We start from the raw sequence: 26,877 nt of genomic DNA on the forward strand, positions 1-26,877 counted from the left end.
GATTTTCCCTTAAACGAACGTTGCGGTGCACGCGCCAATGGGGTCGGCGCCGGCGCTCAGCGTCAAGGCGAACACATCGCCCTTTGCCGCATTGGCCAGCGGAACCAGCGAACCCGACAGGATGATATCGCCTGCATCGAGCGTAACCCCATAGGCGCCCAATGTGTTCGCAAGCCAGGCAACCGCCTGGGCTGGATCGCCCTGGACCGCCGCTCCGTAGCCTTCCGACAAGGGCGCGCCATTCTTTGTCACCCGCACATGCAGGTCTGGCAGGCTGACCGTGCGCGGATCGATCCGCTCAGGACCGAGAACAAAGACACCGCAGGAAGCATTGTCGGCAACGGTGTCGACTATGCCGATCTGCCAATCATCAATCCGCGAATCTACAATCTCGAAACAGGGGGCAATCGCTTCAGTGGCAGCGATGACGTCGGCACCGGTTATGCCCGGCCCTGTCAAGCTTTCACGCAGGATAAAGGCAATTTCAGCTTCGGCCCGCGGCTGGATCAGCTTGTGGGCATCAATGTCGACATGCCCCGCGACATGCATTCGGTCTGTCAGGAAGCCAAAGTCCGGCTGATGGACGCCAAGCATGTCCTGTACTGCCTTGCTGGTGACACCAATCTTCTTGCCGACCACGCGTTCACCCTCAGCCTTGCGCCTTGAAAGTGCCTCGAGCGAGATCGCATAGGCATGGTCGATGGTCAGTTCGGGATAGCGGGCGCTTAACGGTGGCAAGGTTCGCCGTTCCCGCAACGCGACATGCAATTCAGCAGCCAGAGACCTGATCAACCGGCCACTCACAAATAGGCTCCGTCCTGATAGATCAGCGGCGAGACCTCATCCGAAACTGTAGCTTCCAAGACACGGGCGATAACGATCGAATGCGTGCCATAGGCCAGCATCGCGTCAATCACACAGCACAGGCTCGCCTGCGCACCAACTAGAAGTGGCAGGCCGTTGGTTCCATACCGCCAATCACCATGGATGAATCGCTCGGCCTGCGGCACACCACCGCCAAAGGCGGCCGACACCGACTGCTGGCTGCGCGACAACAGGTTCACAGACAAAGGTGCCGTCGGGACCAGTAGTTGATGCAAATTGGTCGAGCGGTTGATGCATAGCAGGACCGCTGGCGGATCAACCGTGAGCGATGTCACTGATGTCGCTGCTATGCCAACCGGACCTTCTTCGCCCTTGGCCACAACGATGGCCACCGAAGCTGCTAGTCGCCGCATCGCCGCCCGAAACCGTAGCGGCAGATCCTCCGGCACCAAGGGGTAGCCTTCAGTCACGCAGAAAATCGAGAGCATGGGCGTTAAATTCGGCAGCGCGCTCAACCTGCACCCAATGCCCTGTCCGGGTAAATGTCATGCAGCGAGCATCCGCGCAGCGATCCAGGAAGTGGCGGGCGCCGCTCTCGGGGCAGAATTCATCGTTCAGGCCCCACATCACAAAGATCGGCACGTCAATCTCGCCCAGGCGCGGTGCCAGATTGGGCGTGCGCATGCGCACAAGCACATCCTTGGGCTGGGTCCTTGCGACAGCGAAGCGCTCCTCGACCAGCTTGTCGGCAATGCGCGGCGAAAAATCGGGGTGGACCAGATTGCCGATCAGCCGTCTCTGCTCCTCAATGCTGAAGTCGGGACCGCCAAAGTTGGAAACCATCTTGGTGATGCCCGGCATCTTGAAATAGTCGGCCTGTTCCTCGATGCAGCCCGGCGCCATCAGGACCAGCTTGCGCGCGAACCCGGGATGGTCGAGCGTCATTTGCAGCGCAACGCCGCCGCCGAGCGAATTGCCGATCAGCACAGCGTCGCTGACCCCATGTGCGACCAACGCCTGATGGAGCGAGTCGGTGAACAGCTGGAGAGTATAGTCGATGCCTTCAGGCTTGGACGAGGCGCCATAGCCAATCAGATCAGGCAGAATGACCCTATAGCCGGCATCAACGAAAGCGGGCCAATTGTCGCGAAAGTTGGACGCCCCAGATGCGCCAGGACCACTGCCGTGGATAAACACCACCGCCGGTCCTTCTCCGGCCGATTTGATGTGAATATTGTATCCACCTGAAACCGCGTGGGTTGCCTCTTGCACGTCGCTCATCGCTCCTCCCCTTAGCTCATACGAACGGGTTGAGCGGATCAGCGCCTAGCATGACCGAGACAGCCTCGCTGGTCCGGTTATTCGGATCATTGGCAACATGCGCCCGACCCGCGTGCAGGTCGAGCCAGGGCTGGAGGATTTCGCTCGTCATATAGATGGCACGGCCACCAAGCTGCTTGACGATGTCATCGACGAGATCGGCGAGACGACGCACAACCGTGCTCGACTGATAGGCAAAGAAGGTACGCTTATCCATCGGGATGGGCTCGCCGCGCTCGGCATAGCCCAGCAGTTCGTCCATCGTCAGCCGCAACGCTGTTTCCATCTCCGACTTCTCGGCAATGGCTGCCATGATCGCGGCGTGCAGCATCGGGTCGGCCTTGGAGGCCTTGCCGGTATTGGTCGACACACGATCCTGCATGATGGCGAGGCCGGCATTGATCGCCGCCTGTGCCCCGCCAAAGGCGGCGGTCGACACCGACCGGACAAACACCTGCGCCCACGGCAGGCGATAGAGCGGACCGTCGTTCACCTCCTGACCCGGATTAGTACAGAGGAAACCATCGCTCGACTTGTGAGTGCGATAGTCCGGAACAAATACATCGTCGACGATGATGTCATGGCTGCCGGTGCCCTGCAGACCAAAGGTGTGCCAAGCATTTTCGTCAATTTCGTAATCGCAGCGCGGCAGAAGGAACGTCCGCATCTCCATCGGCGTACCATCATCCTTCGGCGGGCAGAACGCGCCTAGCAACACCCAGCCGCAGTGAGTCGAGCCCGTGGAAAAGCCCCAATGGCCCGAGAGACGGAAACCACCATCTACATGTGTCACCTTGCCAACCGGCTGATACGTAGAGGACACGAGCATCGACGGATCCTCGCCCCACACTTCTGCCTGCGCCTCATCATGGAACAGCGCCATTTCATAGGGGTGGCATCCAACAACGCCATACATCCAACCGGTCGACATACAGCCCTCTGCCAAGGCCTTCTGTACCTCGAAAAAGACGTTCGGGTGCATTTCATAGCCGCCATAGCGCCTGGGCTGCAGGATGCGGAAGAAACCGGCCTCCTGCATTTCAGCGATGGTTTCGACCGGCACATTCCGATCGCGAACGCACTGGCGCGAGCGCGATTTGAGAGCGGGAATCATTGCCTTGGCGCGAGCCACGAGTTGCTCTGCCGTCGGGATAACCGTGCCTGCTTCGAACCGTGTCACGACGCTTGCCATGCCTGTCTCTCCTGATCGCCTCGACTCAAAAAGCTCGATAGCGGTTGTTCGTAATATTTTTTATCTTTTGATACGCAAATCGTCAATTGAAAACCCCTTTCGGTTTCGATAATGCATTTTTTAAGCAAGTTTGATGGCGCGATTCAAAAAGCGCAGAGGATCGAAAGGGGTCAGTTGGCGCAGGCACCAGACACTATGGCGACGGGCATCGACCTGTCGGCCCAAGTGGCAATTGTCACTGGCGGTACGCGCGGCCTTGGCCGTGACGTTGCCGCGGCACTGGCACGGGCTGGCTGCAGGGTGACCGTCTGCGGGCGCAACCGCCCTGACTCGCTCCCGGCTGGCGTCGAATTCGTCGCTGCCGACGTCCGCAATGCTGATCAGGCAAAGGCACTGGTTGATGGTGTCGTCGCGGCCCACAGTCGCATCGACATAATCGTCAACAATGCCGGGGGATCACCAGCCACAGATGCTGCCGCTGCCAGCCCGCGCTTTGTCGATGCCATATTGAAGCTCAATCTGGTGGCGCCGCTCTACATGGCTCAGGCCGCCTTTCCTCACATGCAGGCGGCAGGCGGCGGGTCGATCGTCAATATCGCCAGCGTATCGGGCATCCGCCCCTCGCCGGGCACCGCAATCTATGGCGCCGCCAAGGCTGGCTTGCTCAACCTCACGCAAAGTCTTGCTGCTGAGTGGGGCTTGTACGGTGTTCGCGTCAACGCAATCATCGCCGGCCTGATGGCAACCGAAAATGCCGAGGCCACCTATGGCGACGAGGCGGCGCAAGCCCGTGTGGGTGCGTCGATGCCACTCGGCAGAATGGGCAGTGGCAATGACCTTGCGGGGGCTGTTCTTTGGCTCTGCTCACCCTTGGCCTCATGGGTGAGCGGCGCGCGCATAAATGTCGATGGCGGCGGTGAGCGGCCATATTTTCTGGATCTGATTAAGGGGGCGGGGGCCTGATGGGCGTTAAGGCATTAGGGTATGTGGTCGTCGAGACCGCTCAGCCCGACCGGTGGGACGAATTCCTCACCCAGGTTGCGGGCGTGATGCGCACGGCCGACGCCAGCGATGGAGCAGCGCTCTATCGCATTGATGAGCGTCCCTTCCGCTTCCGGATCGAGCGTGGCGCCGATGAACGGCTGGTGGCCGCAGCCTATGAAGTGGGCAGCGCCGATGACCTTGCCAGCTTCGCAACGAAGATTGCTGCGGCTGGCCAGTTGGTGGTCCACGGCGAAGCGGACGCCGCAACGGCACGGGGTGTCACTGCCTTCTTCCGGACCACTGATCCCGCCGGCAACGGGCTTGAATTCTATCACGGCGACAGCCGGACCGACGATCCCTTTGTCTCACCAGTTGGTGTTCCTGGCTTCGTGACAGGTCATCTGGGGATGGGCCATGCAGTATTTGCTGCTCCAAACTTCGCCGAAACCCATGCCTTTTATAGGGAAGTAATCGGCCTTCACGACACCGACCTTCCGGCCTTTCACCTGATGGGGCCCGATCAGCCGCCAATGCACTTTGCATTCATGCATGCGGACAATGGCCGGCACCACAGTTTGGCGCTGGGCGAAGGCCCCCGTCCTCCGTCGGGCTGTGTTCACCTGATGCTTGAGATGCCAAACCTTGTCGAAGTCGGAAAGGCGCATGACCGGATGAAGGCGCTGGGCTTTGATGAAAGCGCCTCGCTGGGTCAGCATTACAATGACCAAACGGTGGGCTTTTATACCCAGACACCGTCAGGTTTTGACCTGGAAATTGGCTGCGACAGTCTGGTTATTGACCCATCCAGCTGGCAAGTGACCAAACACACTGGGATCAGCATTTGGGGCCATGAATGGGCTTGGCAAAAAGCCATGAAGGCTCAAGCTGAGCGGGCAGAGGCAGCAGAATGAGCCAGCTTGAGAAGGCGCAACCGCTGGACAAGCGGATGACGGCCAGCGAGATGATCGGGCAATTGCGCGATGGCATGACCATCGGCATCGGCGGCTGGGGGCCACGGCGCAAGCCCATGGCTCTGGTTCGCGAAATACTTCGGTCAGACCTCAAAGATCTGACTATCGTATCATATGGTGGTGCCGACGTCGGCATGCTGTGCGCGGCGGGCAAGGTGAAAAAGCTTGTCTTCGCTTTTGTCAGCCTCGACGCCATCCCGCTCGAACCCTGGTTCCGCAAAGCACGCGAAGCCGGACAGATTGAGGTGCTCGAGCTGGATGAGGGCATGTTCCAGTGGGGGCTAAAAGCCGCCGCCTTTGGCTTGCCCTTCCTCCCAACCCGCGTCGGCCTCGGCACCGATCTTGCGGAACTGGGCGGTCTCAAGGCTGTGCAGTCGCCCTACGCCGACGGCGAAGTGCTGATTGCGATGCCGGCGCTGAAGCTTGATGTTGCGCTGCTTCACGTCAACCGCAGCGACTGGCGCGGGAATGTCCAGCTGCTTGGTCCTGACACCTATTATGACGAATGGTTCGCCAAGGCCGCCGACCGCTGCTTCGTATCTTGCGAGCAATTGGTGGACCGAATGGAGGACCACCACCCCGACGACGCGCGCGCCAATGTCTTTGAGCGCTGCTTTGTTAGCGGTGTAGCGGAAATTCCCTGTGGCGCACATCCCAGTTCGATGCCTCCAGCCTATGGCTGGGACATGAAAGCGCTCAAGGCCTACGCCGATGCGGCGCGTGATCCCGGCGACTGGTCCGCCGTTGCTGACCGTTTCGTTGGCGGGGACGAAGCCAGCTATCTTGAATCCTTTGGCGGAAAGGAGGCGGTAGCGGCTCTCCCGCTGCCGATTTTCTGATGAGCAGCCTTACCCTTGCCGAGCTGTGCATCTTTGCTTGCTCGGAAGCTTTCCGCACCGATCGTGAACAGATCGCCACCGGCATCGGTCCAATTCCCCGCCTCGGGGCCGGTCTTGCCAAGCTGACCCATTCGCCGGGTCTGATGATGACCGACGGAGAAGCTTATCTGGTCGAACAGCCTGTACCGATCGGTCCACGCGGTTATGATGATCGAAAGACCGCCGGCTACCTTCCCTTTTCGCGCTTTTTCGACAGCGCGGTGTGGACCGGCAATCGCCGTCACGCGATGGTGACGCCGACGCAGATCGACCGCTTCGGGCAAACCAACCTGTCGCAGCTGGGCGGCACCCACAAGCAGCCCAAGACACAGATGCTGGGTGTGCGCGGCTTTCCCGGCAACTCCATCTACCACGCCAATTCGATGTTCATCCCGGCGCATTCGCCGCGTGTGTTCGTCGCGGGCGAAGTCGATATGGTGTCGAGCGCGGGCTACAATCCGGCCAAGCGTATCCCAGGCGGCAACTATTCGGGCATCGATCTGAAGCGCATCATCACCAACTTGTGCGTGATGGATTTCGGCGGACCTGATCATGCGGTCCGCGTCATTTCGCTGCACCCCGGCGTCAGCTTTGCAGAAGTGCAGGAGCAGACGGGTTTCGAACTGATCGATGAAGTAGAAGGCGAAACAGAGGCACCCTGCGAGGATGCTCTGGCCATCATTGCCAGTCTCGACCCGCACAATATCCGGGCGAGCGTGATCAAGGACAATCCACCTGCGAGGAGGGGATGAGAGGATGAGCGATCTGGTTGAGCCAAAGAAGGTCGATATTGTTTACGAAACCGACGAGCCGGTCCTTTATGAGGTTGTCGACGGCGTGGCGTGGGTGACGATGAACCGTCCGACCTTCAACAATGCGCAGAACGGGCAGATGACCTATGCGCTTGACGATGCTTTCGTTCGCGCGACCAACGACGATGCGGTCAAATGCATTGTTCTCGCCGGCAATGGCAAGCATTTCTCTGCCGGGCACGACATTGGCACACCGGGCCGCGACCTGCATTTCGAATTCGAAAAGCGGCTCATGCTGCCGCCGCATACCAACAAGCCGGCCGCCGAACTGCTCTACACGCGCGAGCAGGAGCAATATCTTGGCCTGTGCCGCCGCTGGCGCGACATTCCCAAGCCGACCATCGCCATGGTACAAGGCGCCTGCATCGCCGGCGGCCTGATGCTGGCATGGGTGTGCGACCTGATCGTCGCGTCCGACGACGCCTTTTTCCAGGATCCGGTCAACCCGCTGATGGGCATTCCGGGCGTCGAATATTTCGCCCACGCCTATGAACTGCCGCCGCGTGTCGCGAAGGAATTCCTGCTGCTCGGAGAGCGCATGCCGGCAAAGCGCGCTTATGATTTCGGCATGGTCAACAAGGTCGTCCCGCGCGAGGAGTTGCGTGCCGCGACCGAAGCCTGGGCCAAGAAGCTGGCCGGACAAGGTCGCCTCGGCAACTGGCTGACCAAGCAGGCGGTCAACCATGTCGAGGAACTGCGCGGCAAGCGCAGCGCGATGGACACGGTGTTTCACATGCACCACTTCGCCCACGCCCAGAATGACCTTGTCACCGGTGATTCCATCGGTGGCGTCAGTGGCAAATCAGCTGCTTCGGCCAACAAGCGGGACGGCGGCGCAGCCTGATGACCGACGCGCTTGCCACGGCGTTGACCCGGCGACTGGGTTGCCGTTTGCCGGTAATCCAGACCGCCATGGGCTGGATCGCGAAACCGGAGCTTGTCGCCGCAGCGAGCAGTGCAGGGGCGTTCGGCTTCCTTGCCGCCGCCGTCATGACACCCGCCGAAGCGCGCGAAGAAATTGCCCGGCTGCGCGACCTCACGCCGCATAATTTCGGCGTGAATTTTCACAGCTTTCAGCCCGCCGCCGCTGATATTGTCGAGATCATCCTCGCCAACAAGGACCGCGTCAGTGCTGTCAGTTTTGGTCGCGGGCCGGACGCGAAGATGATCGGCCGCTTTCGCGATGCCGGCATCCTCTGCATCCCGACCGTCGGCGCCGTGAAACATGCCGAAAAGATGGTCCAGCTCGGCTGTGAAATGGTGACGGTGCAGGGCGGCGAAGGCGGCGGCCATACCGGCGCAGTTCCCACCACTATTCTCCTGCCCCAAGTGCTCGACGCGGTCGATGTGCCGGTGGTTGCTGCCGGCGGCTTTGGTGACGGACGTGGCCTCGTAGCAGCCCTTGCCTATGGCGCGGTCGGCATTGCCATGGGCACGCGATTCATGATGACCGCCGAAAGCCCCGTCCCCCCTTCCCCCAAGGCCGCCTACGTCAAGGCCGGGACCAGCGACATCACCGTTTCCACCAAGGTTGACGGCATACCCCAGCGGATGATCCTCAACCCGCTGCTCCGCCGGATCGAAGCATCGGGCAAACTGGCCATGTGGCTGCGCGCCATCGAAGCCGGCATGGAAATGAAGCGGCAGACCGGCATGGGCTGGGGTCAGATAATCGGCACCGCTCGTGCCATGACGAGCCATGGCGAAATGCCCATCGCCCAAGCGATGATGGCCGCCGCCGCACCCATGATGATCCAGCGCGCGGTCGTCTCCGGTGACGCAGAAAACGGCCTGATGGCCACCGGCGTAGTTGCCGGACGCCTTACCGACTTGCCGCGCTGCGCCGAACTTCTCGCTCAAATCGAAACCGACGCCCGCGCCCGGCTTGCCGCGCTGGCAGGACAGGATTGCAACTGATGCCGATCAGCTGGACAATTACCGACCGCATTGGCGAAATCGTCTTTGACGTTCCGCCGGTCAATGCGTTCAACAGCGAAACCTGGATGTCGCTGCCCGACATCATCACCGATCTGGCGCGCAACCCTGAGGTCAATTGCATCCTGATCCGCGCTGAGGGCCGTGGCTTTTGCGGGGGCGTCGACATCAAGGAGATGCAGGCCCACCCCGAGCGCATCACCATCCTCAATCGCGGCAACTATCTGACCTTCAAGGCTATCCGCGATGCGGAAATACCGGTCGTTGTTGCCGTCCACAAATTCGTCATCGGCGGCGGCATCGGCATTTGCGGTGCATCGGATACGATCATCGCCGCCGACGATGCCTATTTCTCGCTACCCGAGGTTGACCGCGGTGCGATGGGTGGTGCCAGTCATCTTTCGCGCATGTTGCCGCTGCACAAGGTCCGCGCCGCCTTCTTCACCGGCGGCAATATCCCGGTAGCCGAAGCCTATCGGCTCGGCGCGGTCGAAAAGGTCGTTCCCGCCGACCATCTGGTCGAGGAAGCCCGCGCCTTTTGCGCCATCATCGCCAGCAAGAGCCGCAAAGCATTGGTCATCGCCAAGGAAGCGCTCAACGGCCTCGAGCCTCGCGACGTTGATCGCGGCTATCGCTGGGAACAGGGCTTCACTCTCGAAATGTACATGCATGAGGACAGCCAGAAGAGCCGTGACGCTTTTGTGGAAACCGGCAAGGCGGCTGAATTCTGATGCATCTGGAGTATACGCATGAACAGCATGCCTTCCGGGCGGAAGTCCGTGCATGGATGGAAACGCATGTTCCAAAGGAACCTCTGGTCACTCTCGAATGCCGGGAAGGCTTCGACCAGCATGTCGTGTGGGAACGCACGCTCGCCAGTGGCAATTGGGGCATGGTCACATGGCCCGAAGCCTATGGTGGGCGCGGCCTTGATCTCATCCAGTGGTTGATCTTCGAGGAAGAATATTTCCGCGCCGGTGGCCCCAATCGCGCCAACCAGAACGGCATCTTCCTGCTCGGGCCGACCATCATGGAATTCGGCACAGAGGAGCAAAAGGCCCGCTTCCTGCCCCCGATGGCGCGCGGCGAAGTCATCTGGGCGCAAGCCTGGTCGGAGCCCGGCGCGGGCAGTGACATGGCAGCGATCCAGTCAAAGGCCGTGCGCGATGGCGACTATTATGTCATCAGCGGACAAAAGACCTGGTCGAGCCGCGCAGCCTTCGCCGACTGGGGCTTTGGCATTTTCCGTACCGATCCGGATAGCAGCCGTCACAAGGGGCTGACCTTTATACTGTTCGATCTCAACACCCCTGGCATCACCCGTCGACCGATCCGCCAACTCCATGGCGACACCGGCTTTGCCGAGCTCTTTTTCGACGAAGTCCGCGTGCCGGTGGAGAATTGCCTCGCCGGTGAAGGTCAAGGGTGGAATGTTGCCATGGCGACGGCCGGATTTGAACGCGGACTGATGCTGCGATCACCCGGCCGCTTTCAGGCCACCGCCAGGCGGCTTGTGGACCTCTATCGTGCCAACGGCGACAAGGCCTCGCCATCGGCCCGCGAAGCAGTGGTGCAGGCGTGGGGACAAGCCCAAGCCTATGCCTACAACACCTATGCCGTCGCGGCGAAGATCATGGCCGGCGGCAAGATCGGTGCCGAGGCCAGCCTCAACAAGATTTTCTGGTCGGAACTCGACCGGGCCATGCACCGCACCGCCATGCAGCTGCTCGGGGCGGCGGCTGAACTGAAACGCTTTGACGATGGCCGCATCAACCAGTGGCTCGAAGGCTATATCTTCTCGCTGTCCGGTCCGATCTATGCCGGATCGAACGAGGTTCAGCGCAACATCACTGCCGAACGTCTGCTCGGCCTTCCGCGCGTGGGAGCAGGCTGATGGATTTCCGCTTCACCGATGACCAGCTGACGCTGGCCGAGACCGTCCGCGATTATTTCGCCGGTACCCACGGGCCCGATGTCCTGCGCCACCTCGATGCCGGAGTGAACCGCGATCCTGCCATTTGGCAGGGGCTGGTTGATATGGGTCTGACTGGCTTGCTGGTACCCGAAGAGCATGGTGGGCTTGGTGTAGGCTTGGTCGAAGCGGCGCTGATTGCCGCCGAATGCGGTCGTGCCTGCCTCGCCGAACCGCTGGTCGAAACCTCCTTCATCGCCGTGCCATGGCTGATTGCCCAAGGTCGCATGGGCGACCTTCAAGCCATCGCTGACGGCTCGCAGCGCCACGTCCCTGCCCACTCCATCAATGGTTGGGTCAGCGATGGTGACGGCACCCCGCTTGCCAGTGTCGATCCGTTGCGCAACCTGTCATGCGACGAAAAGCCGCTGTCAGACGATCCGCACCTGCTCAATCTCGGCGCCCTGATGAGCGCGGCGCAGCTGGTCGGCCTCGCCGACGCCATGCTGCAACAGGCGGTAGACTATGCCAAGGTCCGCACCCAGTTCGGTCAACCGGTCGGCGCATTCCAGGGCCTCAAGCACCAGCTTGCCTCCTGTTCGGTCGCCATCGAATTTGCCAAGCCTGTTGTTTGGCGCGCGGCTCAGGCCATGCAGGATGGCATCGACAGCGCACCCGTCCACGTCAGTCACGCCAAGCTCGCCGCTACCGACGCCGCCATCCAGACAGCCGAGACCGCAATCCAGGTGCATGGCGCGATGGGCTATACCTATGAGGTTGACCTGCACTTCTGGATGAAGCGCAGCTGGGCGCTCGCCGGGTCCTGGGGCGACCGCGCGTTTCACTATCACCGCATCGACGCGGCCGTGCTGGGCGGAACGCTCGCCATCGGCCCCGAACACACATTCGCCTGAGGGGAGCCACCATGGCCGAAGCCTATATCATCGACGCCGTCCGTACCCCCATTGGCCGCAAGAAGGGCAGTCTCGCCGGCATTCACCCGGCTGACCTTGGCGCCCACCCGATCAAGGCGCTGGTGGAACGTACCGGCATCGACGCCAATGCCGTCGACGATGTCGTTTGGGGATGCTGCGACACGATCGGCCCGCAAGCGGGCGACATTGGCCGCACTGTCTGGCTGGTCGCGGGTCTGCCACAGCATGTCCCGGGTACGACCATCGACCGGCAATGCGGCTCCTCGCAGCAAGCCGTCCACTTCGCCGCGCAGGGCGTCCTTTCGGGCACGCAGGATCTTGTCGTCGCCGGTGGCTCACAGGCGATGAACGCCATTCCCATTTCGGCAGCGATGCTGGCGGCCGAGCCCTATGGCTTTTCCAACCCGTTCAACACCTCACCCGGCTGGGTCGCGCGTTATGGCGACGGCATCCTCAACCAGATCAACTCTGCCGAGATGATCGCCCAGAAATGGGGTCTGACCCGCGAGGAGATGGAAGCCTTTGCCGTCGCCTCGCACCAGCGGGCGCAAGCGGCAGTAGACAATGGCTGGTTCGCCAATGAAATCGCGCCGATGGACGAACTGGCGGCGGACGAGACCATCCGCCCGCAAACCTCGATGGAGGGCCTCGCCGGTCTTCGCACCGTGCAGGAAGGCGGCATCATCACCGCCGGCATTTCGAGCCAGAATTGTGACGGCGCCGCGGCCATTCTCATTGCCTCGGAACAGGCGGTCAAGGACCATGGCCTGAAACCCCGCGCCCGCATCCACCACATTTCGGTTCGCGCCGATGACCCCGTCTGGATGCTCACCGCGCCGATGCCCGCGACCGAATATGCCCTCAAAAAAGCCGGCATGACGGTCAACGACATCGACCTGTTCGAATGCAACGAAGCCTTTGCCTCGGTGCCGATGGCATGGATGAAGGAGCTCGGCATTCCGCACGACAAGGTCAATGTCTGCGGCGGCGCCATTGCGCTTGGTCACCCACTCGGCGCGACCGGTGCGCGACTGATGACGACGATGCTCAATGCCCTTGAACGCACGGGCGGGCGCTATGGCCTGCAAACGATGTGCGAAGGCGGCGGGCAGGCCAATGTGACGATCATCGAGCGGCTGTGATGGCGTCCAACCCTGCCCCCGACCCTGCGATTGCCATTCCGAATCTGCTCTACCGCTACGCCATGCTGTTCGACGACGGCGATCTGGCCGGTGCGGCGGCGCTGTTCGACCATGGCCATGTCGTGGCGGGCGGGCATCGCATCGCCGGGGCGGACAATATCGTCGCCATGTGGCAGGGCTGGGTCCAACTGCACGATGGCAAGCCGCGCACCCGCCATATCACCACCAATCCGATCATCGATCTGGCAGACGACGGGCTCAGCGCCCGCTGCCAATCACAATGGACAGTCATTCAGGCCGCTCCGGCCTTCCCGCTGCAACTTGTCGCCAGCGGGCGCTACGATGACCGCTTCGCCGTGATCGACGGCGCCTGGCAGTTCACCGAACGGCACTATGTCGGCACCGACCTCGTCGGCGACACCAGTGCCCATCTCATCAGAATATTGGTCGAGGGATAATCGCCACCATGGGAATTTGCGATAATCGCACCGTCATCATCACCGGCGCCGCGCGCGGGCTGGGCCGCGCCTATGCGCTCGCCTTTGCCGCCGAGGGCGCCAATGTGGTGGTCAACGACATTGGCACCTCGCTCAACGGCGAAGGCCGCGACACCAGCGCGGCCGATGACGTCGTGGCGGAGATCAAGGCGGCGGGCGGCCACGCCATCGCCAACTATGAAGACATTACCGACTGGGACGCAGCCAAGCGCATAGTCGATGCCGCCGTCGCGGCCTTCGGCGACCTGCATGTTGTCGTCAACAATGCCGGCATCGTCCGCGACCGCATGTTTGTTTCCGCGACGCTCGAGGAATGGGACGCGACGATGCACGTCCATCTGCGCGGCCATTTCTGCCTGTCGCGCCACGCCGTCGATTATTGGCGGGCGAAGCAGAAGGCCGGGACCAACCCCGACGCCCGCATCATCAACACGTCCTCGGGCGCGGGCCTGCAAGGCTCTATCGCCCAGGCCGCCTATTCGACGGCTAAGGGCGGCATTGCCTCGCTGACTTTGGTGCAGGCGGCGGAGCTTGGCCGTTATGGCATTACCGCCAATGCCCTCGCGCCCTCGGCCCGCACCCGCATGACCGAACAGGCCTTCGCCGACAAGATGGCGACCGAAGGCCAGGCCTTTGACGTGATGGACCCGGCGAACATCGCCCCCACCGTGGTCTGGCTCGGCTCCGAGCAATCGGCGCATGTCACCGGCTGCGTCTTCGAGCTCGAAGGCGGCAAGATCATGCTTGAGGACGGCTGGCGCGAAGGACCTGTGGTCGACAAGGGCGCGCAATGGAATCCGGCAGATGTCGGCGCAGCAGTCGATGGACTGCTCGCCGCCCGTGTCGCGCCGCGCAAGGTGTGGGGGACCGCATAATGGAATTTGTCCTTACCGAAGAGCAGCAGATGATCGGCGAGACGGCCAAGGCCTTCTTCGTCGAAAATGCGACCAGCGAGCGCACGCGCAATGCGATGGCGGCGGATGGTATCGACCGCGATCTGTGGACGTCCTTCTGCACCGAGCTTGGCCTGGCTGGTATCGGCATCCCGGAGGAACGCGGCGGCATCGGCCTTGGCCTTGTCGAACTGGCCATTGTTGCAGAGGCAGCCGGATCGACCGTCGCTGCCTTGCCCATGCTGGGCAGCATCGTCCTCTCGGCGCGTGCGATTGCCATGGGTGGCTCGGCTGCCCAGCGTGACGCCCATCTCACCACCCTGCTCTCCGGAGAGCAGATCGCGGCTTACGTCCATGACGCGGCACTGACCGCCCACGGCAATGCGCTGACCGGCAGTGCAGGCTTCGTTGCGCATGGCGCGGCGGCCGATCTGCTCATCGTCACCAGCAACAGCGGTGCATGGATTGTCAGCGCCGATGCCCCCGGCGTCACGGTCACCGTCCAAACCACAATGGACCAGACCCGGCCCTATGCGCGTGTCACGCTCAGTGGCGCGGTCGGCGAACCTCTGGAGGATGCCACCACAGCCATCGCAGCCGCGCATCAGGCTGGCTACGTCGCGATCGCCGCCGAGGCGCTGGGCGTTGCCCAGACCGCACTCGACCGCACTGTCGCCTATGCAAAGGAACGCGTGCAGTTCGGTCGCGCCATCGGATCCTTCCAGGCCTACAAGCACCGGCTTGCCGACATGGTGGTCGACATCGAACAGGCCCGCTCGGCAGTCTATTGGGCGGCCTGCGCCGTCGATGAAGGCTCCGACGAGGCCGCTCTTGCCGTTCACGCCGCCAAGAGCTTTGCCGCCGACACTGCCTTCCGCTGTGCCGGGGACATGATCCAGCTGCATGGTGGCATCGGTTTCACCTGGGAACATGACGCCCACCTTTATTTCAAGCGCGCCCGCGCGCTCCAGTCGATGATGGGCAGCGGCAACTGGCACCGCGAACAGATCGCCAAGATGATGCTGGGAGAAGCAGCATGAAGCTCGGGTTTTCACCGGCTGAGGAAGAGTTCCGCGCCGAATGTGCCGACTGGCTCAACGGCCAGATGGCCGGCGAGTTCAAGGACATCAAGGGCATCACCACGCTGACCGCCAAGGCTGAACGCCGCAAGGAGTGGGAACAGCAGCTCGCCGCCCACCGCTGGTCCTGCATCGGCTGGCCCGAGGAATGGGGCGGCCGCAATGCCACGCTCGCACAACAGGTCATCTTTGCCGAGGAATATGCCCGCGCCGGCGTTCCTGGCCGGGTCAACCACATCGGCATCGAACTGGCCGGCCCCACCCTGCTGGCGTTCGGCAGCGAAGAGCAAAAGCAGCGTTTCCTTCCCGGCATCGCCGCGGGTCAGACCATTTTCTGTCAAGGCTTCTCCGAACCCGGCGCCGGGTCCGACCTCGCCAGCGTCCGCACCAAGGGGCGGCTCGAAAATGGCGAGTGGGTGGTCAACGGCCAGAAAATCTGGACCAGCCTCGCCCATATCTCCGACTGGATATTTGTCGTCACCCGCACCGAGGAAGGGTCAAAGGGTCCCAAGGGCCTGACCTTCCTGATGATGGAAATCGACCAGCCCGGCATTGAAATCCGCGGCATCAAGCAGATCAATGGCGATGCCGAATTCAACGAAACCTTCTTCACGGATGCCCGCTGCCCGGCGGACAGCCTGATTGGCGCGGTAGGTGATGGCTGGAAGATCGCCATGGGCCTGCTCGCCTTTGAACGTGGCGTCTCGACTCTCGGTCAGCAGATGGGCTTCCGCAACGAGCTCGACGAGATCATCGCCGCGGCCAAGGCCAATGGAGCAGCGAATGACCCGCTGATCCGACAGCGCCTTGCCAAGGCCGAAACCGGCCTCAAGCTGATGCGCTACGGCGCGCTGCGCATGCTGTCGCAAACTGACCACAGCAAGATCGACGGCGCTGCCCTCACCTACAAAATCCAGTGGGCCAGCTGGCGCCGCAGCCTCGGCGAACTGGCCATGGACGTGCTCGGACAGGCCGGCGAAGTGCATGATGGCAGCGACTATGAGTGGGACACGCTGCCCAACCTGTTCCTCTATTCGCGTGCCGACACCATCTATGGCGGGACCAACCAGATCCAGCGCAACCTGATTGCCGAACGCGGCCTCGGCATGCCGCGTGAGCCGCGCGGAGATGTGGCATGACCCTGGTCCCGACCTATCCCGAACCCCGCGGCTTGCTCAAGGGCAAGACCGTCGTCGTGACTGCCGCTGCCGGCACCGGCATCGGCTTCTCGGTCGCCAAGCGCGCCGCCGAAGAGGGCGCCAGCATCCTTATCAGCGACTTCCATGAGCGCCGCCTCGGTGAAGCGGCGGACCGCATCGCTGCTGAAGTCGGCTGCGCCCGACCGGCCACCTTTGTCTGCGATGTCACCAACCAGGACCATGTCGACGCGCTCCACGCCGCCGCCATTGCCGCGCTTGGCCATGTCGATGTGCTGATCAACAATGCCGGGCTCGGCGGTGAAGTCGATGTCGTCGACATGACCGACGATCAATGGTCGCGCGTCCTCGACGTTACGCTCAACAGCGTGTTCCGCATGAGCCGCGCCTTCCTGCCCGCCATGTACGCCCGCAAGACCGGCGTCATCGTCAACAATGCTTCAGTGCTCGGCTGGCGCGCACAAAAGGGGCAGGCGCATTATGCCGCAGCCAAGGCCGGCGTCATGGCCTTCACCCGCTGTTCCGCTGTCGAAGCCGCAGAACATGGCGTGCGCATCAACGCCGTTGCCCCATCGATCGCCATGCACGCCTTCCTCGCCAAGGTGACCACCGACGACCTGCTCGCCGAACTCTCCGCCCGAGAAGCCTTTGGCCGTCCGGCGGAAGTGTGGGAGGTCGCCAATGTCATGCTCTTCCTCGCCTCGGACCTCTCCTCCTACATGACCGGAGAGATTGTCTCGGTCAGCAGCCAGCGGGCCTGAGCCATGACCAAGGTTTTTGACAGCCCGCGCGACCTGATCGGTCAGGAAGGGACACGCTTCGGCCCGACCGAATGGCTCATTATCGACCAAGTCCGGGTCAACGGCTTTGCCGATGTAACTGGTGATCATCAGTGGATTCATGTCGACACCGAACGCGCCAAGACCGGGCCCTTCGGCACGACCATCGCCCATGGCTATCTGACCATGAGCCTAGTCAACCATTTCCTGCCCGAACTGGTCGAGGTGTGCGGCTTCTCCCACGCCGTCAACGTCGGCGCAGACCGGTTGCGCTTCCTCTCACCCGTGCCCGTTGGCAGCCGCATCCGCGCGACCGGCGAAGTCGTGAGTGTCGAGGAGGTCAAGGGCGGCATCCAGTCGGTCGTTCGCGTCGTCATCGAGATAGAGGGCAGCGACCGCCCAGCGCTCAGCGTCGATACCATCAGCCGCTATTTCCCGGAGTAAGCCCATGTCGACGCCAGAACAGATGATTGCCGCCGTTCACGCCTATGTTGCCGCTTTTGACGCTGGCGATCCGGAACTGGCCGTCGCCATCTTTGCCGACAATGCCGTGGTTGAAGACCCGATCGGCAGTGAACCCCGCGTCGGCACTGACGCGATCCGGCAATTTTACACCGAGTCCATGGCGACCGGTGCCAAGTTGCACCTCAGCGGTCCGATCCGCGTTGCCGCCGCTCACGCAGCCTTTGCCATGCAGGTACGGCTCCACTGGGACGGCACCGACATGGTGATCGACGTCATCGACACCTTCGCCTTCAACGATGAAGGCAAGGTCACGGAGATGAAGGCCTATTTCGGTCCGACCAACATGAGCGGCGGATAAGTCCATCATGGCAGCCGCGCTTCCCCCCACCATTCCCCATGCGGCACGGCTCGCCGCCGAGCGATGGGGCGATGCACCTGCGCTGATCGAGCGGGAGGAGACCTGGAGCTTCAACCAGCTGTGGGCGCAATGTCGCCGGGCAACCGCGGCCCTGCTGGCCCATGGTATAGGCACCGGTGATCGTATCGCCATCTGGGCACCCAACAGCCGCGAATGGATCGTCGCCGCCGTTGGCGCGATGAGCTGTGGCGCGGCCATCGTGCCAATGAACACCCGCATGAAGGGGCGGGAAGCAGGCGACATCCTCGACCGCACGCAGGCCCGACTGCTGTTCACCGTCAGCGATTTTCTTGGCACCGACTATCCGGCCCTGCTCGCCGAAGAACAGCTTCCCGCCATCGAAGCCACCATCCTGATGGACCGCGACTGGGACAGCTTCCTTGCTGGCGGTGACAGCGTTGATCCAGCTCGTATCGACACCTCGATCGATGCGGTGACGGCCGATCATGTCTCTGACATCATCTTCACCAGCGGCACAACCGGCCGTCCCAAGGGGGTGCTGATGACCTATGGCCGTGTCATTCCGCAATGTGGCGTGTGGATTGGCAACACTGGACTGTCAGCGGGCGAACGCTACCTCATCGTCAACCCCTTCTTCCACAGCTTTGGCCTCAAGGTCGGCTGGGTCGCGTGCCTCATTGCCGGTGCGGTGATCGTACCCATGGCGCAATTCGAGGTGCGCGAAGCGGCGCGGATGATCGAACAGCATCAGATCGCCTTCCTCCCCGGTCCGCCGACCATCTTCCAAATGCTGCTCGCCGAAAAGGCCGAGCGGCCCTTTGACCACAGCAGCCTGCGTGGCGGCACGACCGGCGCGGCGACCGTCCCGCCGGTCCTGGTGGAACGAATCCGCGATGAACTCGGCATCCGCGACATCATCACCGCCTATGGCATGACCGAGTGCGTCAACATCACCTCCTGCCGTCCCGGTGATGCCGTTGATACCATCGCCCGCACCTGTGGCGCGGCGATCCCCGGCAATGAGGTGATCATCGCCGACGAACAGGGGAATGAGGTACCGCGCGGCGAGACCGGCGAAATCCTCGTGCGCGGACAGGGCGTCATGCTAGGCTATCTCGACGACCCGGCTGCCACCGCCGAAGCCATCGACGCCGACGGCTGGCTGCACACCGGCGACGTCGGGACGATGGACGAAGCCGGCTATGTCCGCATCACTGATCGCAAGAAGGACATGTTCATTTCCGGTGGCTTCAATTGCTACCCAGCCGAGATTGAAAAGCTGCTGAGTGAGCATCCGGCGATCTCGATGGTCGCCGTCGTCGGCGTCGCCGACGATCGTATGGGGGAGGTCGGCAAGGCGTTCGTTGTGCTTCGCCCGGGCATGCAGGCTGACGCCGCTGCCTTGCACGACTGGTCACGCGCCAACATGGCCAATTACAAGGTGCCGCGTCACTGGCAATTTGTTGATGACCTGCCCCGCAACGCTGCCGGCAAGGTGGCAAAGCTGGAACTGCGCTGACTGTCGACAGTCCCGATCAGGCGAAATGGAGACGGCGATATTTGCCGCGGAAGTAGAGTAGCGGATCGCGCTGCGGCTCGAACATCGCCTTCATGACCTTGCCGACCAGGATGATGTGATCTCCACCCTCGTAAAGCGCGTGGCGCCCGCACTCGAAACTGGCGAGAGAACCCGTCAGCACCGGGGTGCCGAATTCGCCGACCTGCCAGGGTGTGCTGGCAAACCTGTCCTCACCGCGACCGGCAAAGCGGTTCGACGTCGGTTGCTGGCCGATCTGAAGCACATTGACCGCAAAGCGTTCCGCCGATTCCAGCACAGGACGCGACCCGGCATTATTGGCAATACACACCAGCAGCAAAGGGGGATCAAGTGACACGGAGGTAAAGCTGTTGGCGGTCAGGCCGACCGGGTTTCCATCGCCATCCATTGCGGTGACGATTGTCACGCCCGTCGCAAAACAGCCGAGCGCATCGCGAAACGTTCGCGCATCCGACCCCTCGCGATATTCAGGCGGCGTAAGGGGACAGCGCCGCTCGAGAAAGTCGAGCAGCACCGCATTGAATGTCTCCAGCCGTTCGCTGGCGCTGCTGTGCACCGCCCCTTCGACCTCGACCAGCTCGACGCCGGGAATGGCAGCCAACATGTCGTCGGCCGACGGCCCTTCGACCAAACCACTCTTGGTTCCCTTGAGTGAAAGGACCGGCAAGCTCAGCCGCGGAGCCGCAGCCATCAGCCGCTGCTGAATGGCAGACGACCCAAGCTGATCGAGCAAGGCCGCATCCCATCGAGGCTCCCGCGCGGAGTCGGCCACGCGGCGCAGGCTGGCACCGACCTCGGCAGCGCGTTCGCCATCAGGGCCTGGCGGGGTATCGACCAAAACCAGCCCGGCGGCCAAATGGGCACCCTCCTCACCAAGGGCAAGCATGGCCAACCAGCCACCGAGTGTCGCCGCAACGATGACCGGTCGGGCATCCAGCGACGCCAGAACGGCTTTCAGATCTTCGACAAACTGGTCGAGAAGGTAGCCTGAAGCTGGCCACTCGCTCTGCCCATGGCCGCGCATGTCAAAACTGATGACACGACGCCCGGCGAGTTCGAGAGCGCAGGCGACATCATCCCAATCCTGGCGGGTCTGACCGGCGCCATGAACAATAAGCACAGGAGGTGCATCATCGGGCCCGCGCATGTCGGCTTCCAACCGCACGCCGCCATATCCCTTGAGATTGAAACTCTTCATCGCAATCGGCTTTCCTGGGTGAGGATGGTGTCAGTCTGACTATCGCACAAGCTTTTGCCGTCCCATAGACTGTGACGCCCCATCATCAACCGGGAAAAGGCCGCCTTGTTGAAGCGGAACGCGCAGCAGCCGAGCAGTTTGGCCTGTAAGCCAATACGAAAAGGGCGCCCCGATCTGTGTCGAAGCGCCCTTTTGCGGGGGGATTTTTGGTGCTGATCAGCGCTGTGCAATATCCGTAGGTGCGGTCGTACGAACCTCGCTTGCACCCAGAATACGCAATGCCGAGCGATAGGCGCGGGCTGCGGCGCCCTCCGCACGCGCTTCACACAGCTGGTTGCCGGACTGCAGGAAACGCTGGGCGCGCTGGATCTGGTCCGCATCAGTGGCGGTGGAGACTGCGGCCTGAACCTGGGCCGGCAGGGCAGTGCAGCGATAATCGCCATTGCCCTGCGCGGCAGCCGGAGTGGACACAAGGACGAGCGGCGCCAGCGTGAAGGCGGCGGCGATCATGGCCAAGGAGAGAGGAAAGCTTTTCATGGCGGGAGAGCCCTTTCTGTTAGTCTGATTGCTTATGCTTTGGTTTGGTGGGCGCCGACCCGGGGATCGGCGAATTTTCGTTTTCTTGTGCAACTTAAATAGCTGCACTCGACTGTTCCGATAATCCACGATAATGTTGATGTGTCATGAAGCCAGGCTTTACAATCAATCGCAGCCAATTGGATGGCATCGACGCATTCCTGCGTGTTGCGCATCGGCGCAGCTTCACGGCCGCGGCCCGCGATCTTGGTGTATCGCCCTCGGCGATCAGCCAGACAATCCGGCAGCTTGAAGAGCGCGTTGGGGTGCCCTTGCTGATGCGGACCACCCGCAGCGTTGGCCTGACGCAAGCCGGCGAGTTGTTCCTCGAACAGGCGCTGCCAGGAATGGAAACCCTGCAATCCGCCTTTGAAGCAGCGCGCAATCTTGGCGAACGGCCAGCCGGATTACTGCGGATAAACCTGCCCCGGGCAGTGATGCCCCATCTTATCGAACCCGCCCTTGCAGGCTTCACCGCAGCCTATCCGGACATAGAGTTGGAGCTGTTTGCCGAGGATAATCTCATCGACCTGGCTGAAGCAGGCTTTGACGCGGGCATCCGCCCCGGCGAAATGTTGCAGGCCGATATGGTGGCTGTACGACTCACCGAACCATTCCGCCTCGTTGTTGTCGGCACGCCTGACTATTTCTCCCGCCATGGCCATCCGCAGCTGCCATCAGAGCTCAATCGGCACCGATGTGTCCGTCTGCGGGGAGCCAGCGGCGCCTTGGCCAATTGGGACTTTGTCGATGGCAACCGCACCATCGACGTCGCGGTCAAAGGCCCTGTCATCGTGAATGACTATGCGGTCCAGATTACCATTGCCCGTACCGGAGTGGCCCTTGCCCATGTTGCCGAGCCCAATGTGATCGGCCTCATTGAAGAAGGTGTTCTCGAAACAACGCTCGATGAGTATGCGATCCGGACCGATGGCCTGTTTCTGTACTATCCGAGCCGCGCACAGGTCATGCCCAAGCTGCGGGCCTTCATTGATTTTGTTCGCGCCGGCCTTCCCCCACGATCAGGACGATCATTGATTACCCGCGCGGACGGCAGTCAATGACCGGGAACCAAACCCTCTGTTCAGACGTCGGGCTTGCGATAGCCACACTTCATCGACTCCAAGTGTAATTCTCTTGTGGTGTGGTTGAGAATGCCGTCTTCCGTGTCGGCCATCACTATGGGGGGCGCCGAATGCCGGAATTGATGCAGGGACTGACATTTGCTGACCTGCTGCCGTTCATCCTGGTCGGATTTGCTGCCCAATTGATAGACGGTGCCTTGGGCATGGCCTTTGGCGTCATCACGTCCACGCTGCTGGTCGGTGTGCTCGGCGTGCCGCCAAAGCTTGCGTCAGCCAAAGTGCATGTGGTCGAGATTTTCACCACGGGCGTTTCGGGTCTCAATCACCTGTTCCACGGCAATATCGACGGGAAAATTTTTTTCCGGCTGGTGATCCCCGGTGTGATTGGTGGTGTACTAGGCGCCTATGTGCTCAGCAATGTCGACGCGGAAGCCGCCAGACCCTTTGTCCTTGCCTATCTTGCGGCCGTTGGCCTTTGGCTTCTCTGGCGCGGCCTGGACCATCAACCGCAGATCAAGGACCCCAAGATCATCGCGCCGCTCGGGCTAGTAGGAGGCTTTCTGGATGCTGCTGGCGGCGGTGGCTGGGGGCCGATCGTTACATCGAACCTGCTGTTACAGGGTGCGGAACCGCGCAAGGTTATCGGCTCGGTCAATGCGGCCGAGTTCTTCCTCACCTCTGCCATATCGGCAACCTTCATATGGCATCTGGGATTGGAACAATTTGGCGTGGCGGTGGTCGGCCTGCTGATCGGCGGCGTTATCGCAGCACCTTTTGGCGCTTGGGCCGCCAAGCATTTCCCTGCCAAGACCTTGCTCTTGATGGTTGGCGTGGTTCTGACGCTAACCAGCGCCTACGGCATTTACAGAGCGCTGGCCTGATCAGTCCTTACGCCGACTGTTCGTCAATTTTTTCGACCCAGGCCGGATAAAAGGCGGGTTCACGCGATGACCAGCCAGCAGCGGTTGCCGCATGTTCCCCAATGGATTGGAGCAAAGCCTTTCGCTTGTCGGGATGAAGATGCGGCAAGGCGGCGGCAGCGCAGAATGCCGAGGGAAGCCATGGCCTGACGGCTGCACCAAGCAGGCGTTCGTAAAGGAAGCGATAGGCGGAAAATCCCGGCAGGCGGTCCTGGCCCAGATCAAAAGCCGACAGGGAAATCATTCCGCCAAGAAAGGGGCCAACCCGGTCCATCGCGCCGTCATCCGGTATCGAATCCCGCAGATCGGGCAATCGGGCATAGACTTTCTGCTGAACGCGGATGGCCGCTTCTTCGCCGCCGTCCCTTGACCAGCGACCGATGGCATCGTCCCGTTCCAGGCCTACATCGAGCGAGCGGCGGATATATCGCTGGGTGCGCGATGGAAAGGTTGCGAACTCGCGCATCTCAGCCAAGGCTATGTCCCCTGGCGTGCGCTGGTAACGAATGGTCATGGTCATGCCCCTCTGACGAATTGGCCGCTTCATTCCCTTCCCGCCTCCGGGTTTCGCATGGAATATCTTGCCAGGCAATTAACCATGTTGGCCTTGTCGAATTTGTTGCAGGTGCAATCCGGCATTTGCCCTGCAACATGACCCGCGCTAAGCAGCGGGGCATGAGCAGTCAGAACCACCCTGTCATTTCGTCCACCGGACTGTGGACCCCGCCGGAAAGCATCTCCAACGCCGAACTGGTGGAAAGCTTTAATGCCTATGTCGCGGCCCATAATGCGGAACATGCCGCTGACATTGCCGCAGAAAAGGTAAAGGCGCTGGAACCCAGCTCCGTTGAGTTCATTGAAAAGGCCAGCGGTATCAAGGCCCGTCACGTGATGGACAAGGACGGGGTGCTTGATCCTGCCATCATGCGCCCGCGCGATCTTGAACGGCCCAATGATCAACTCGCCATATTGGCTGAAATCGGCGTCAAGGCCTGTCAGGATGCGCTTGCCCGAGCCGGGCGCGATGTCAGGGATGTGGATGCCGTGCTCTGCGCCTGTTCCAACCTGCAACGCGCCTATCCGGCCGTTGCCGTGGAAATACAGGATGCGCTCGGCATTGACGGGTTCGGCTTTGACATGAACGTCGCCTGTTCCTCAGCGACCTTTGGGATACAAACGGCTGCTGACTTCATTCGCGCCGGCAATGCCAAGAGCGTCCTCGTGGTCAGCCCGGAAATCACTTCGGGCCACCTTAACTGGCGCGACCGGGACAGCCATTTCATCTTTGGTGACGTAGCCACCGCCGTACTCGTCGAAAGCGCCGACATCGCGCCTGCAAACCATTGGGACATCATCGGCACCAAGCTCAAGACAGTCTTCTCGAACAATATCCGCAACAATTTCGGCTTCCTCAACCGTACCGATCCGGCGCACCGCGACGATGCCGACAAATTGTTCATCCAGGAGGGCCGCAAGGTCTTCAAGGAAGTTGTCCCAATGGTGGCGGCGATGATCAACGAGGAAATGAGCAAGCATGGTCTAGCCGGCGAGGACATGCGCCGCATCTGGTTGCATCAAGCCAATGCCAACATGAACCGTCTTATAGCCCAGCGGGTTTTCGGCCATGAAGCAAGTGAGGATGAGAGCCCGACCGTGCTCGACACCTACGCCAACACGTCCAGTGCCGGGTCAATCATTGCTTTTCACAAGAACAGCGATGATTTGAACGCGGGCGACAATGGCCTGATCTGTTCGTTTGGCGCCGGCTATTCCGCCGGGTGCGTGTTCGTTCGCAAAGTGGCATAATCGTCACCGAGGCCATCCGCACCCACTGAGCTGATAGCCAATCCAGAGGATAGCTTCGCGCATGCAAACAATGGCCTGGGTTTCGCTGTCCGCCTATTTCGCGCTGATGATTGGGATAGGCATCTATGCCTGGCGCAAGTCGAATGCGACGGCAGAAGGGTATATGCTGGGCGGTCGGGACCTGGGGCCCGGCGTGACAGCTCTTTCGGCCGGTGCCAGCGACATGTCCGGCTGGTTGTTGATGGGCCTGCCCGGAGCAGTGTTCCTGTCGGGCCTATCCGGCGCCTGGATCGGCATTGGTCTGACGATCGGGGCCTACATCAATTATCTGATCGTGGCGCCGCGTCTGCGCACCTTCACAGAACTCGCCAATGACGCCATCACCATCCCCGATTTCCTCGAGGAACGCTTTGCTGACGCATCGCGCGCGCTTCGCGTAATCGCGGCTTTGGTAATCATCGTCTTTTTCACGCTCTACTGCAGCGCCGGCATGGTGGCGGGTGGCAAATTCGCCGTCGCCGCGCTCGGCATGGACTATCTCGCGGGAGTGGCATTGGCCGCCGGTGTCGTCGTCATCTACGTCCTGTTCGGCGGGTTCCTTGCCGTCAGCCTGACCGATTTTGTCCAGGGCTGCATCATGTTCGCCGGATTGATCATGGTGCCAGTGGTCGTGCTGATGCAGATAGGGGGTATTGACGGCGCCTCTGCCGCCCTCGCCGCTGCGGAAGCCAGCCAGCAACTTGGACCAGGAACGCTGACCAGCTTGTTCGCGGGCACAACGGTACTGGGCATCATCAGCACAGCCGCCTGGGGACTCGGCTATTTTGGCCAGCCCCATATCATCGTCCGCTTCATGGCGATCCGCCGGGTCGCGGACATGCCGATCGCTCGCCGCATCAATATTGGCTGGATGGTCATCAGCCTCGCCGGAGCTATCGCCACCGGTCTGCTGGGCGCGGCATGGGTGGCGCAGGGGGGCGAAGCACCCACCGATCCCGAGACGATCTTCATCCTGTTCGCGCGCACCCTGTTCCATCCGCTGGTGACCGGCTTCCTCCTTGCCGCCATCCTCGCCGCGATAATGTCGACAATTTCGGCGCAATTGCTGGTCACCGCTTCCAGTCTTGCCGAAGATATCTGGCGCGGCGTCATCCAGCGCGATGCCTCGGAACAATCGGTGGTCGCCATCGGTCGCGCCGCCGTGCTGATTGTTGCCGCCGTGTCCGGACTGCTGGCACTCAACCCTGACTCTTCGATTCTCAGCCTCGTTTCCAATGCCTGGGCCGGCTTTGGCGCAGCGTTCGGCCCGCTGATCATAGCGAGCCTGTGGTGGCGAGGCACGACGCGCTGGGGCGCCCTCGCCGGCATGGTTACAGGCGCGGCCGTGGTGATAGGCTGGATCGCGCTGGGCTGGTCAGAAGCCATGTACGAGATTGTCCCCGGCTTCATTGCCTCGGGCGTCGCCATCTGGCTGGTCAGCAAGCTCAGCACCGCACCGCCGGCCGACCGCATCGCCCTGTTTGATCAGGCTGCCAGGGCCGCGCTCGCCAAATAGGCCTGTCGCTGCTCGACAAGGCCC

At 61.8% G+C, this 26,877-nt stretch carries 29 protein-coding genes; 22 read left to right on the plus strand and 7 right to left on the minus strand.

Features of this window, described 5'->3' with window-relative positions:
• Positions 1–9: 9 nt before the first annotated feature.
• From GV829_RS01855 to GV829_RS01870, 4 genes are read right to left on the minus strand one after another with little or no spacing between them, the layout of a single operon-like run.
• Positions 10–804 (minus strand): fumarylacetoacetate hydrolase family protein, encoded by a 795-nt coding sequence (locus tag GV829_RS01855; protein ID WP_169943557.1) that lies wholly within the window; start codon positions 802–804, stop codon positions 10–12.
• Positions 801–1,295, minus strand: a complete 495-nt coding sequence (locus GV829_RS01860; protein ID WP_169943558.1) for a flavin reductase family protein — start codon at positions 1,293–1,295, stop codon at positions 801–803. Before GV829_RS01860 ends, GV829_RS01855 begins: the two co-directional genes overlap by 4 nt.
• Positions 1,288–2,106 (minus strand): alpha/beta fold hydrolase, encoded by an 819-nt coding sequence (locus tag GV829_RS01865; RefSeq protein WP_169943559.1) that lies wholly within the window; start codon positions 2,104–2,106, stop codon positions 1,288–1,290. Before GV829_RS01865 ends, GV829_RS01860 begins: the two co-directional genes overlap by 8 nt.
• A gap of 16 nt (positions 2,107–2,122) precedes the next feature.
• On the minus strand, positions 2,123–3,337 hold the full coding sequence (locus GV829_RS01870) for an acyl-CoA dehydrogenase family protein (RefSeq protein WP_169943560.1): 1,215 nt from the start codon (positions 3,335–3,337) through the stop codon (positions 2,123–2,125).
• 195 nt (positions 3,338–3,532) lie between these two features.
• Here GV829_RS01870 and GV829_RS01875 point away from each other — a divergent pair, with 195 nt between their 5' ends.
• Genes GV829_RS01875 through GV829_RS01960 form a run of 18 tightly spaced genes read left to right on the plus strand, consistent with a single transcriptional unit; the run spans position 3,533 to position 19,674 of the window.
• A complete protein-coding gene (locus GV829_RS01875) occupies positions 3,533–4,300 on the plus strand; it encodes an SDR family oxidoreductase (protein ID WP_169943561.1) in 768 nt (255 codons plus the stop codon).
• Positions 4,300–5,232, plus strand: a complete 933-nt coding sequence (locus tag GV829_RS01880; protein WP_169943562.1) for a VOC family protein — start codon at positions 4,300–4,302, stop codon at positions 5,230–5,232. The genes GV829_RS01875 and GV829_RS01880 overlap by 1 nt, the downstream gene beginning before the upstream one ends.
• Entirely contained in the window at positions 5,229–6,131 is a 903-nt protein-coding gene (locus GV829_RS01885; protein ID WP_212612141.1) for a CoA transferase subunit A, read from the plus strand. The genes GV829_RS01880 and GV829_RS01885 overlap by 4 nt, the downstream gene beginning before the upstream one ends.
• Complete coding sequence (locus tag GV829_RS01890) at positions 6,131–6,922, plus strand: CoA-transferase subunit beta (protein ID WP_169943563.1); 792 nt, start codon at positions 6,131–6,133, stop codon at positions 6,920–6,922. The genes GV829_RS01885 and GV829_RS01890 overlap by 1 nt, the downstream gene beginning before the upstream one ends.
• A 4-nt stretch (positions 6,923–6,926) precedes the next feature.
• On the plus strand, positions 6,927–7,826 hold the full coding sequence (locus GV829_RS01895; protein ID WP_169943564.1) for an enoyl-CoA hydratase: 900 nt from the start codon (positions 6,927–6,929) through the stop codon (positions 7,824–7,826).
• Positions 7,826–8,899 carry an NAD(P)H-dependent flavin oxidoreductase gene (locus GV829_RS01900; RefSeq protein ID WP_169943565.1) on the plus strand — a complete coding sequence of 358 codons (1,074 nt, stop codon included), beginning with the start codon at positions 7,826–7,828 and terminating at the stop codon, positions 8,897–8,899. Before GV829_RS01895 ends, GV829_RS01900 begins: the two co-directional genes overlap by 1 nt.
• Positions 8,899–9,648, plus strand: coding sequence for an enoyl-CoA hydratase family protein (locus tag GV829_RS01905; RefSeq protein WP_169943566.1), 750 nt, complete (start codon positions 8,899–8,901; stop codon positions 9,646–9,648). Before GV829_RS01900 ends, GV829_RS01905 begins: the two co-directional genes overlap by 1 nt.
• Complete coding sequence (locus tag GV829_RS01910) at positions 9,648–10,811, plus strand: acyl-CoA dehydrogenase family protein (protein WP_169943567.1); 1,164 nt, start codon at positions 9,648–9,650, stop codon at positions 10,809–10,811. The genes GV829_RS01905 and GV829_RS01910 overlap by 1 nt, the downstream gene beginning before the upstream one ends.
• The gene (locus GV829_RS01915) at positions 10,811–11,743 is read left to right on the plus strand and encodes an acyl-CoA dehydrogenase family protein (protein ID WP_169943568.1); all 933 of its coding nucleotides are present in this window, start codon (positions 10,811–10,813) and stop codon (positions 11,741–11,743) included. Before GV829_RS01910 ends, GV829_RS01915 begins: the two co-directional genes overlap by 1 nt.
• 11 nt (positions 11,744–11,754) lie before the next feature.
• Positions 11,755–12,906, plus strand: coding sequence for an acetyl-CoA C-acetyltransferase (locus GV829_RS01920; protein WP_169943569.1), 1,152 nt, complete (start codon positions 11,755–11,757; stop codon positions 12,904–12,906).
• On the plus strand, positions 12,906–13,364 hold the full coding sequence (locus GV829_RS01925; protein ID WP_169943570.1) for a nuclear transport factor 2 family protein: 459 nt from the start codon (positions 12,906–12,908) through the stop codon (positions 13,362–13,364). Before GV829_RS01920 ends, GV829_RS01925 begins: the two co-directional genes overlap by 1 nt.
• 8 nt (positions 13,365–13,372) lie before the next feature.
• Positions 13,373–14,278 carry an SDR family oxidoreductase gene (locus tag GV829_RS01930; RefSeq protein ID WP_169943571.1) on the plus strand — a complete coding sequence of 302 codons (906 nt, stop codon included), beginning with the start codon at positions 13,373–13,375 and terminating at the stop codon, positions 14,276–14,278.
• Complete coding sequence (locus tag GV829_RS01935; RefSeq protein WP_169943572.1) at positions 14,278–15,336, plus strand: acyl-CoA dehydrogenase family protein; 1,059 nt, start codon at positions 14,278–14,280, stop codon at positions 15,334–15,336. The genes GV829_RS01930 and GV829_RS01935 overlap by 1 nt, the downstream gene beginning before the upstream one ends.
• Positions 15,333–16,514, plus strand: coding sequence for an acyl-CoA dehydrogenase family protein (locus tag GV829_RS01940; protein WP_169943573.1), 1,182 nt, complete (start codon positions 15,333–15,335; stop codon positions 16,512–16,514). Before GV829_RS01935 ends, GV829_RS01940 begins: the two co-directional genes overlap by 4 nt.
• On the plus strand, positions 16,511–17,293 hold the full coding sequence (locus tag GV829_RS01945) for an SDR family oxidoreductase (RefSeq protein ID WP_169943574.1): 783 nt from the start codon (positions 16,511–16,513) through the stop codon (positions 17,291–17,293). Before GV829_RS01940 ends, GV829_RS01945 begins: the two co-directional genes overlap by 4 nt.
• 3 nt (positions 17,294–17,296) lie before the next feature.
• The gene (locus tag GV829_RS01950) at positions 17,297–17,755 is read left to right on the plus strand and encodes a MaoC family dehydratase (RefSeq protein WP_169943575.1); all 459 of its coding nucleotides are present in this window, start codon (positions 17,297–17,299) and stop codon (positions 17,753–17,755) included.
• 4 nt (positions 17,756–17,759) lie between these two features.
• A complete protein-coding gene (locus tag GV829_RS01955) occupies positions 17,760–18,134 on the plus strand; it encodes a nuclear transport factor 2 family protein (protein ID WP_169943576.1) in 375 nt (124 codons plus the stop codon).
• Between the two features lie 7 nt (positions 18,135–18,141).
• Entirely contained in the window at positions 18,142–19,674 is a 1,533-nt protein-coding gene (locus tag GV829_RS01960; protein WP_169943577.1) for a FadD3 family acyl-CoA ligase, read from the plus strand.
• Positions 19,675–19,690: 16 nt separating this feature from the next.
• Here the strand turns inward: GV829_RS01960 and GV829_RS01965 are convergent, their stop codons facing one another.
• Complete coding sequence (locus GV829_RS01965) at positions 19,691–20,911, minus strand: alpha/beta fold hydrolase (protein ID WP_169943578.1); 1,221 nt, start codon at positions 20,909–20,911, stop codon at positions 19,691–19,693.
• Positions 20,912–21,127: 216 nt separating this feature from the next.
• Entirely contained in the window at positions 21,128–21,448 is a 321-nt protein-coding gene (locus GV829_RS01970; protein ID WP_169943579.1) for a hypothetical protein, read from the minus strand.
• A 146-nt stretch (positions 21,449–21,594) separates the two neighbouring features.
• On the opposite strand from GV829_RS01970, the gene GV829_RS01975 reads away from it, so the two are divergent.
• On the plus strand, positions 21,595–22,551 hold the full coding sequence (locus tag GV829_RS01975; protein ID WP_169943580.1) for a LysR substrate-binding domain-containing protein: 957 nt from the start codon (positions 21,595–21,597) through the stop codon (positions 22,549–22,551).
• A gap of 131 nt (positions 22,552–22,682) precedes the next feature.
• Positions 22,683–23,453, plus strand: coding sequence for a sulfite exporter TauE/SafE family protein (locus tag GV829_RS01980; protein WP_169943581.1), 771 nt, complete (start codon positions 22,683–22,685; stop codon positions 23,451–23,453).
• Between the two features lie 7 nt (positions 23,454–23,460).
• Here GV829_RS01980 and GV829_RS01985 read toward each other — a convergent pair whose 3' ends face one another.
• Positions 23,461–24,006, minus strand: a complete 546-nt coding sequence (locus tag GV829_RS01985) for a hypothetical protein (RefSeq protein ID WP_169947836.1) — start codon at positions 24,004–24,006, stop codon at positions 23,461–23,463.
• A gap of 161 nt (positions 24,007–24,167) precedes the next feature.
• Between GV829_RS01985 and GV829_RS01990 the strand changes: the two genes are divergently transcribed.
• Positions 24,168–25,298: a beta-ketoacyl-ACP synthase III gene (locus tag GV829_RS01990; protein WP_169943582.1), complete on the plus strand. Its 1,131-nt coding sequence runs from the start codon at positions 24,168–24,170 to the stop codon at positions 25,296–25,298.
• Between the two features lie 70 nt (positions 25,299–25,368).
• Positions 25,369–26,853 (plus strand): sodium/proline symporter PutP, encoded by a 1,485-nt coding sequence (putP, locus tag GV829_RS01995; RefSeq protein ID WP_343042847.1) that lies wholly within the window; start codon positions 25,369–25,371, stop codon positions 26,851–26,853.
• Positions 26,854–26,877 lie beyond the last annotated feature (24 nt).

The organism is Sphingomonas lacunae, assembly GCF_012979535.1.
GTDB classification, from domain to species: Bacteria; Pseudomonadota; Alphaproteobacteria; order Sphingomonadales; family Sphingomonadaceae; genus Sphingopyxis; species Sphingopyxis lacunae.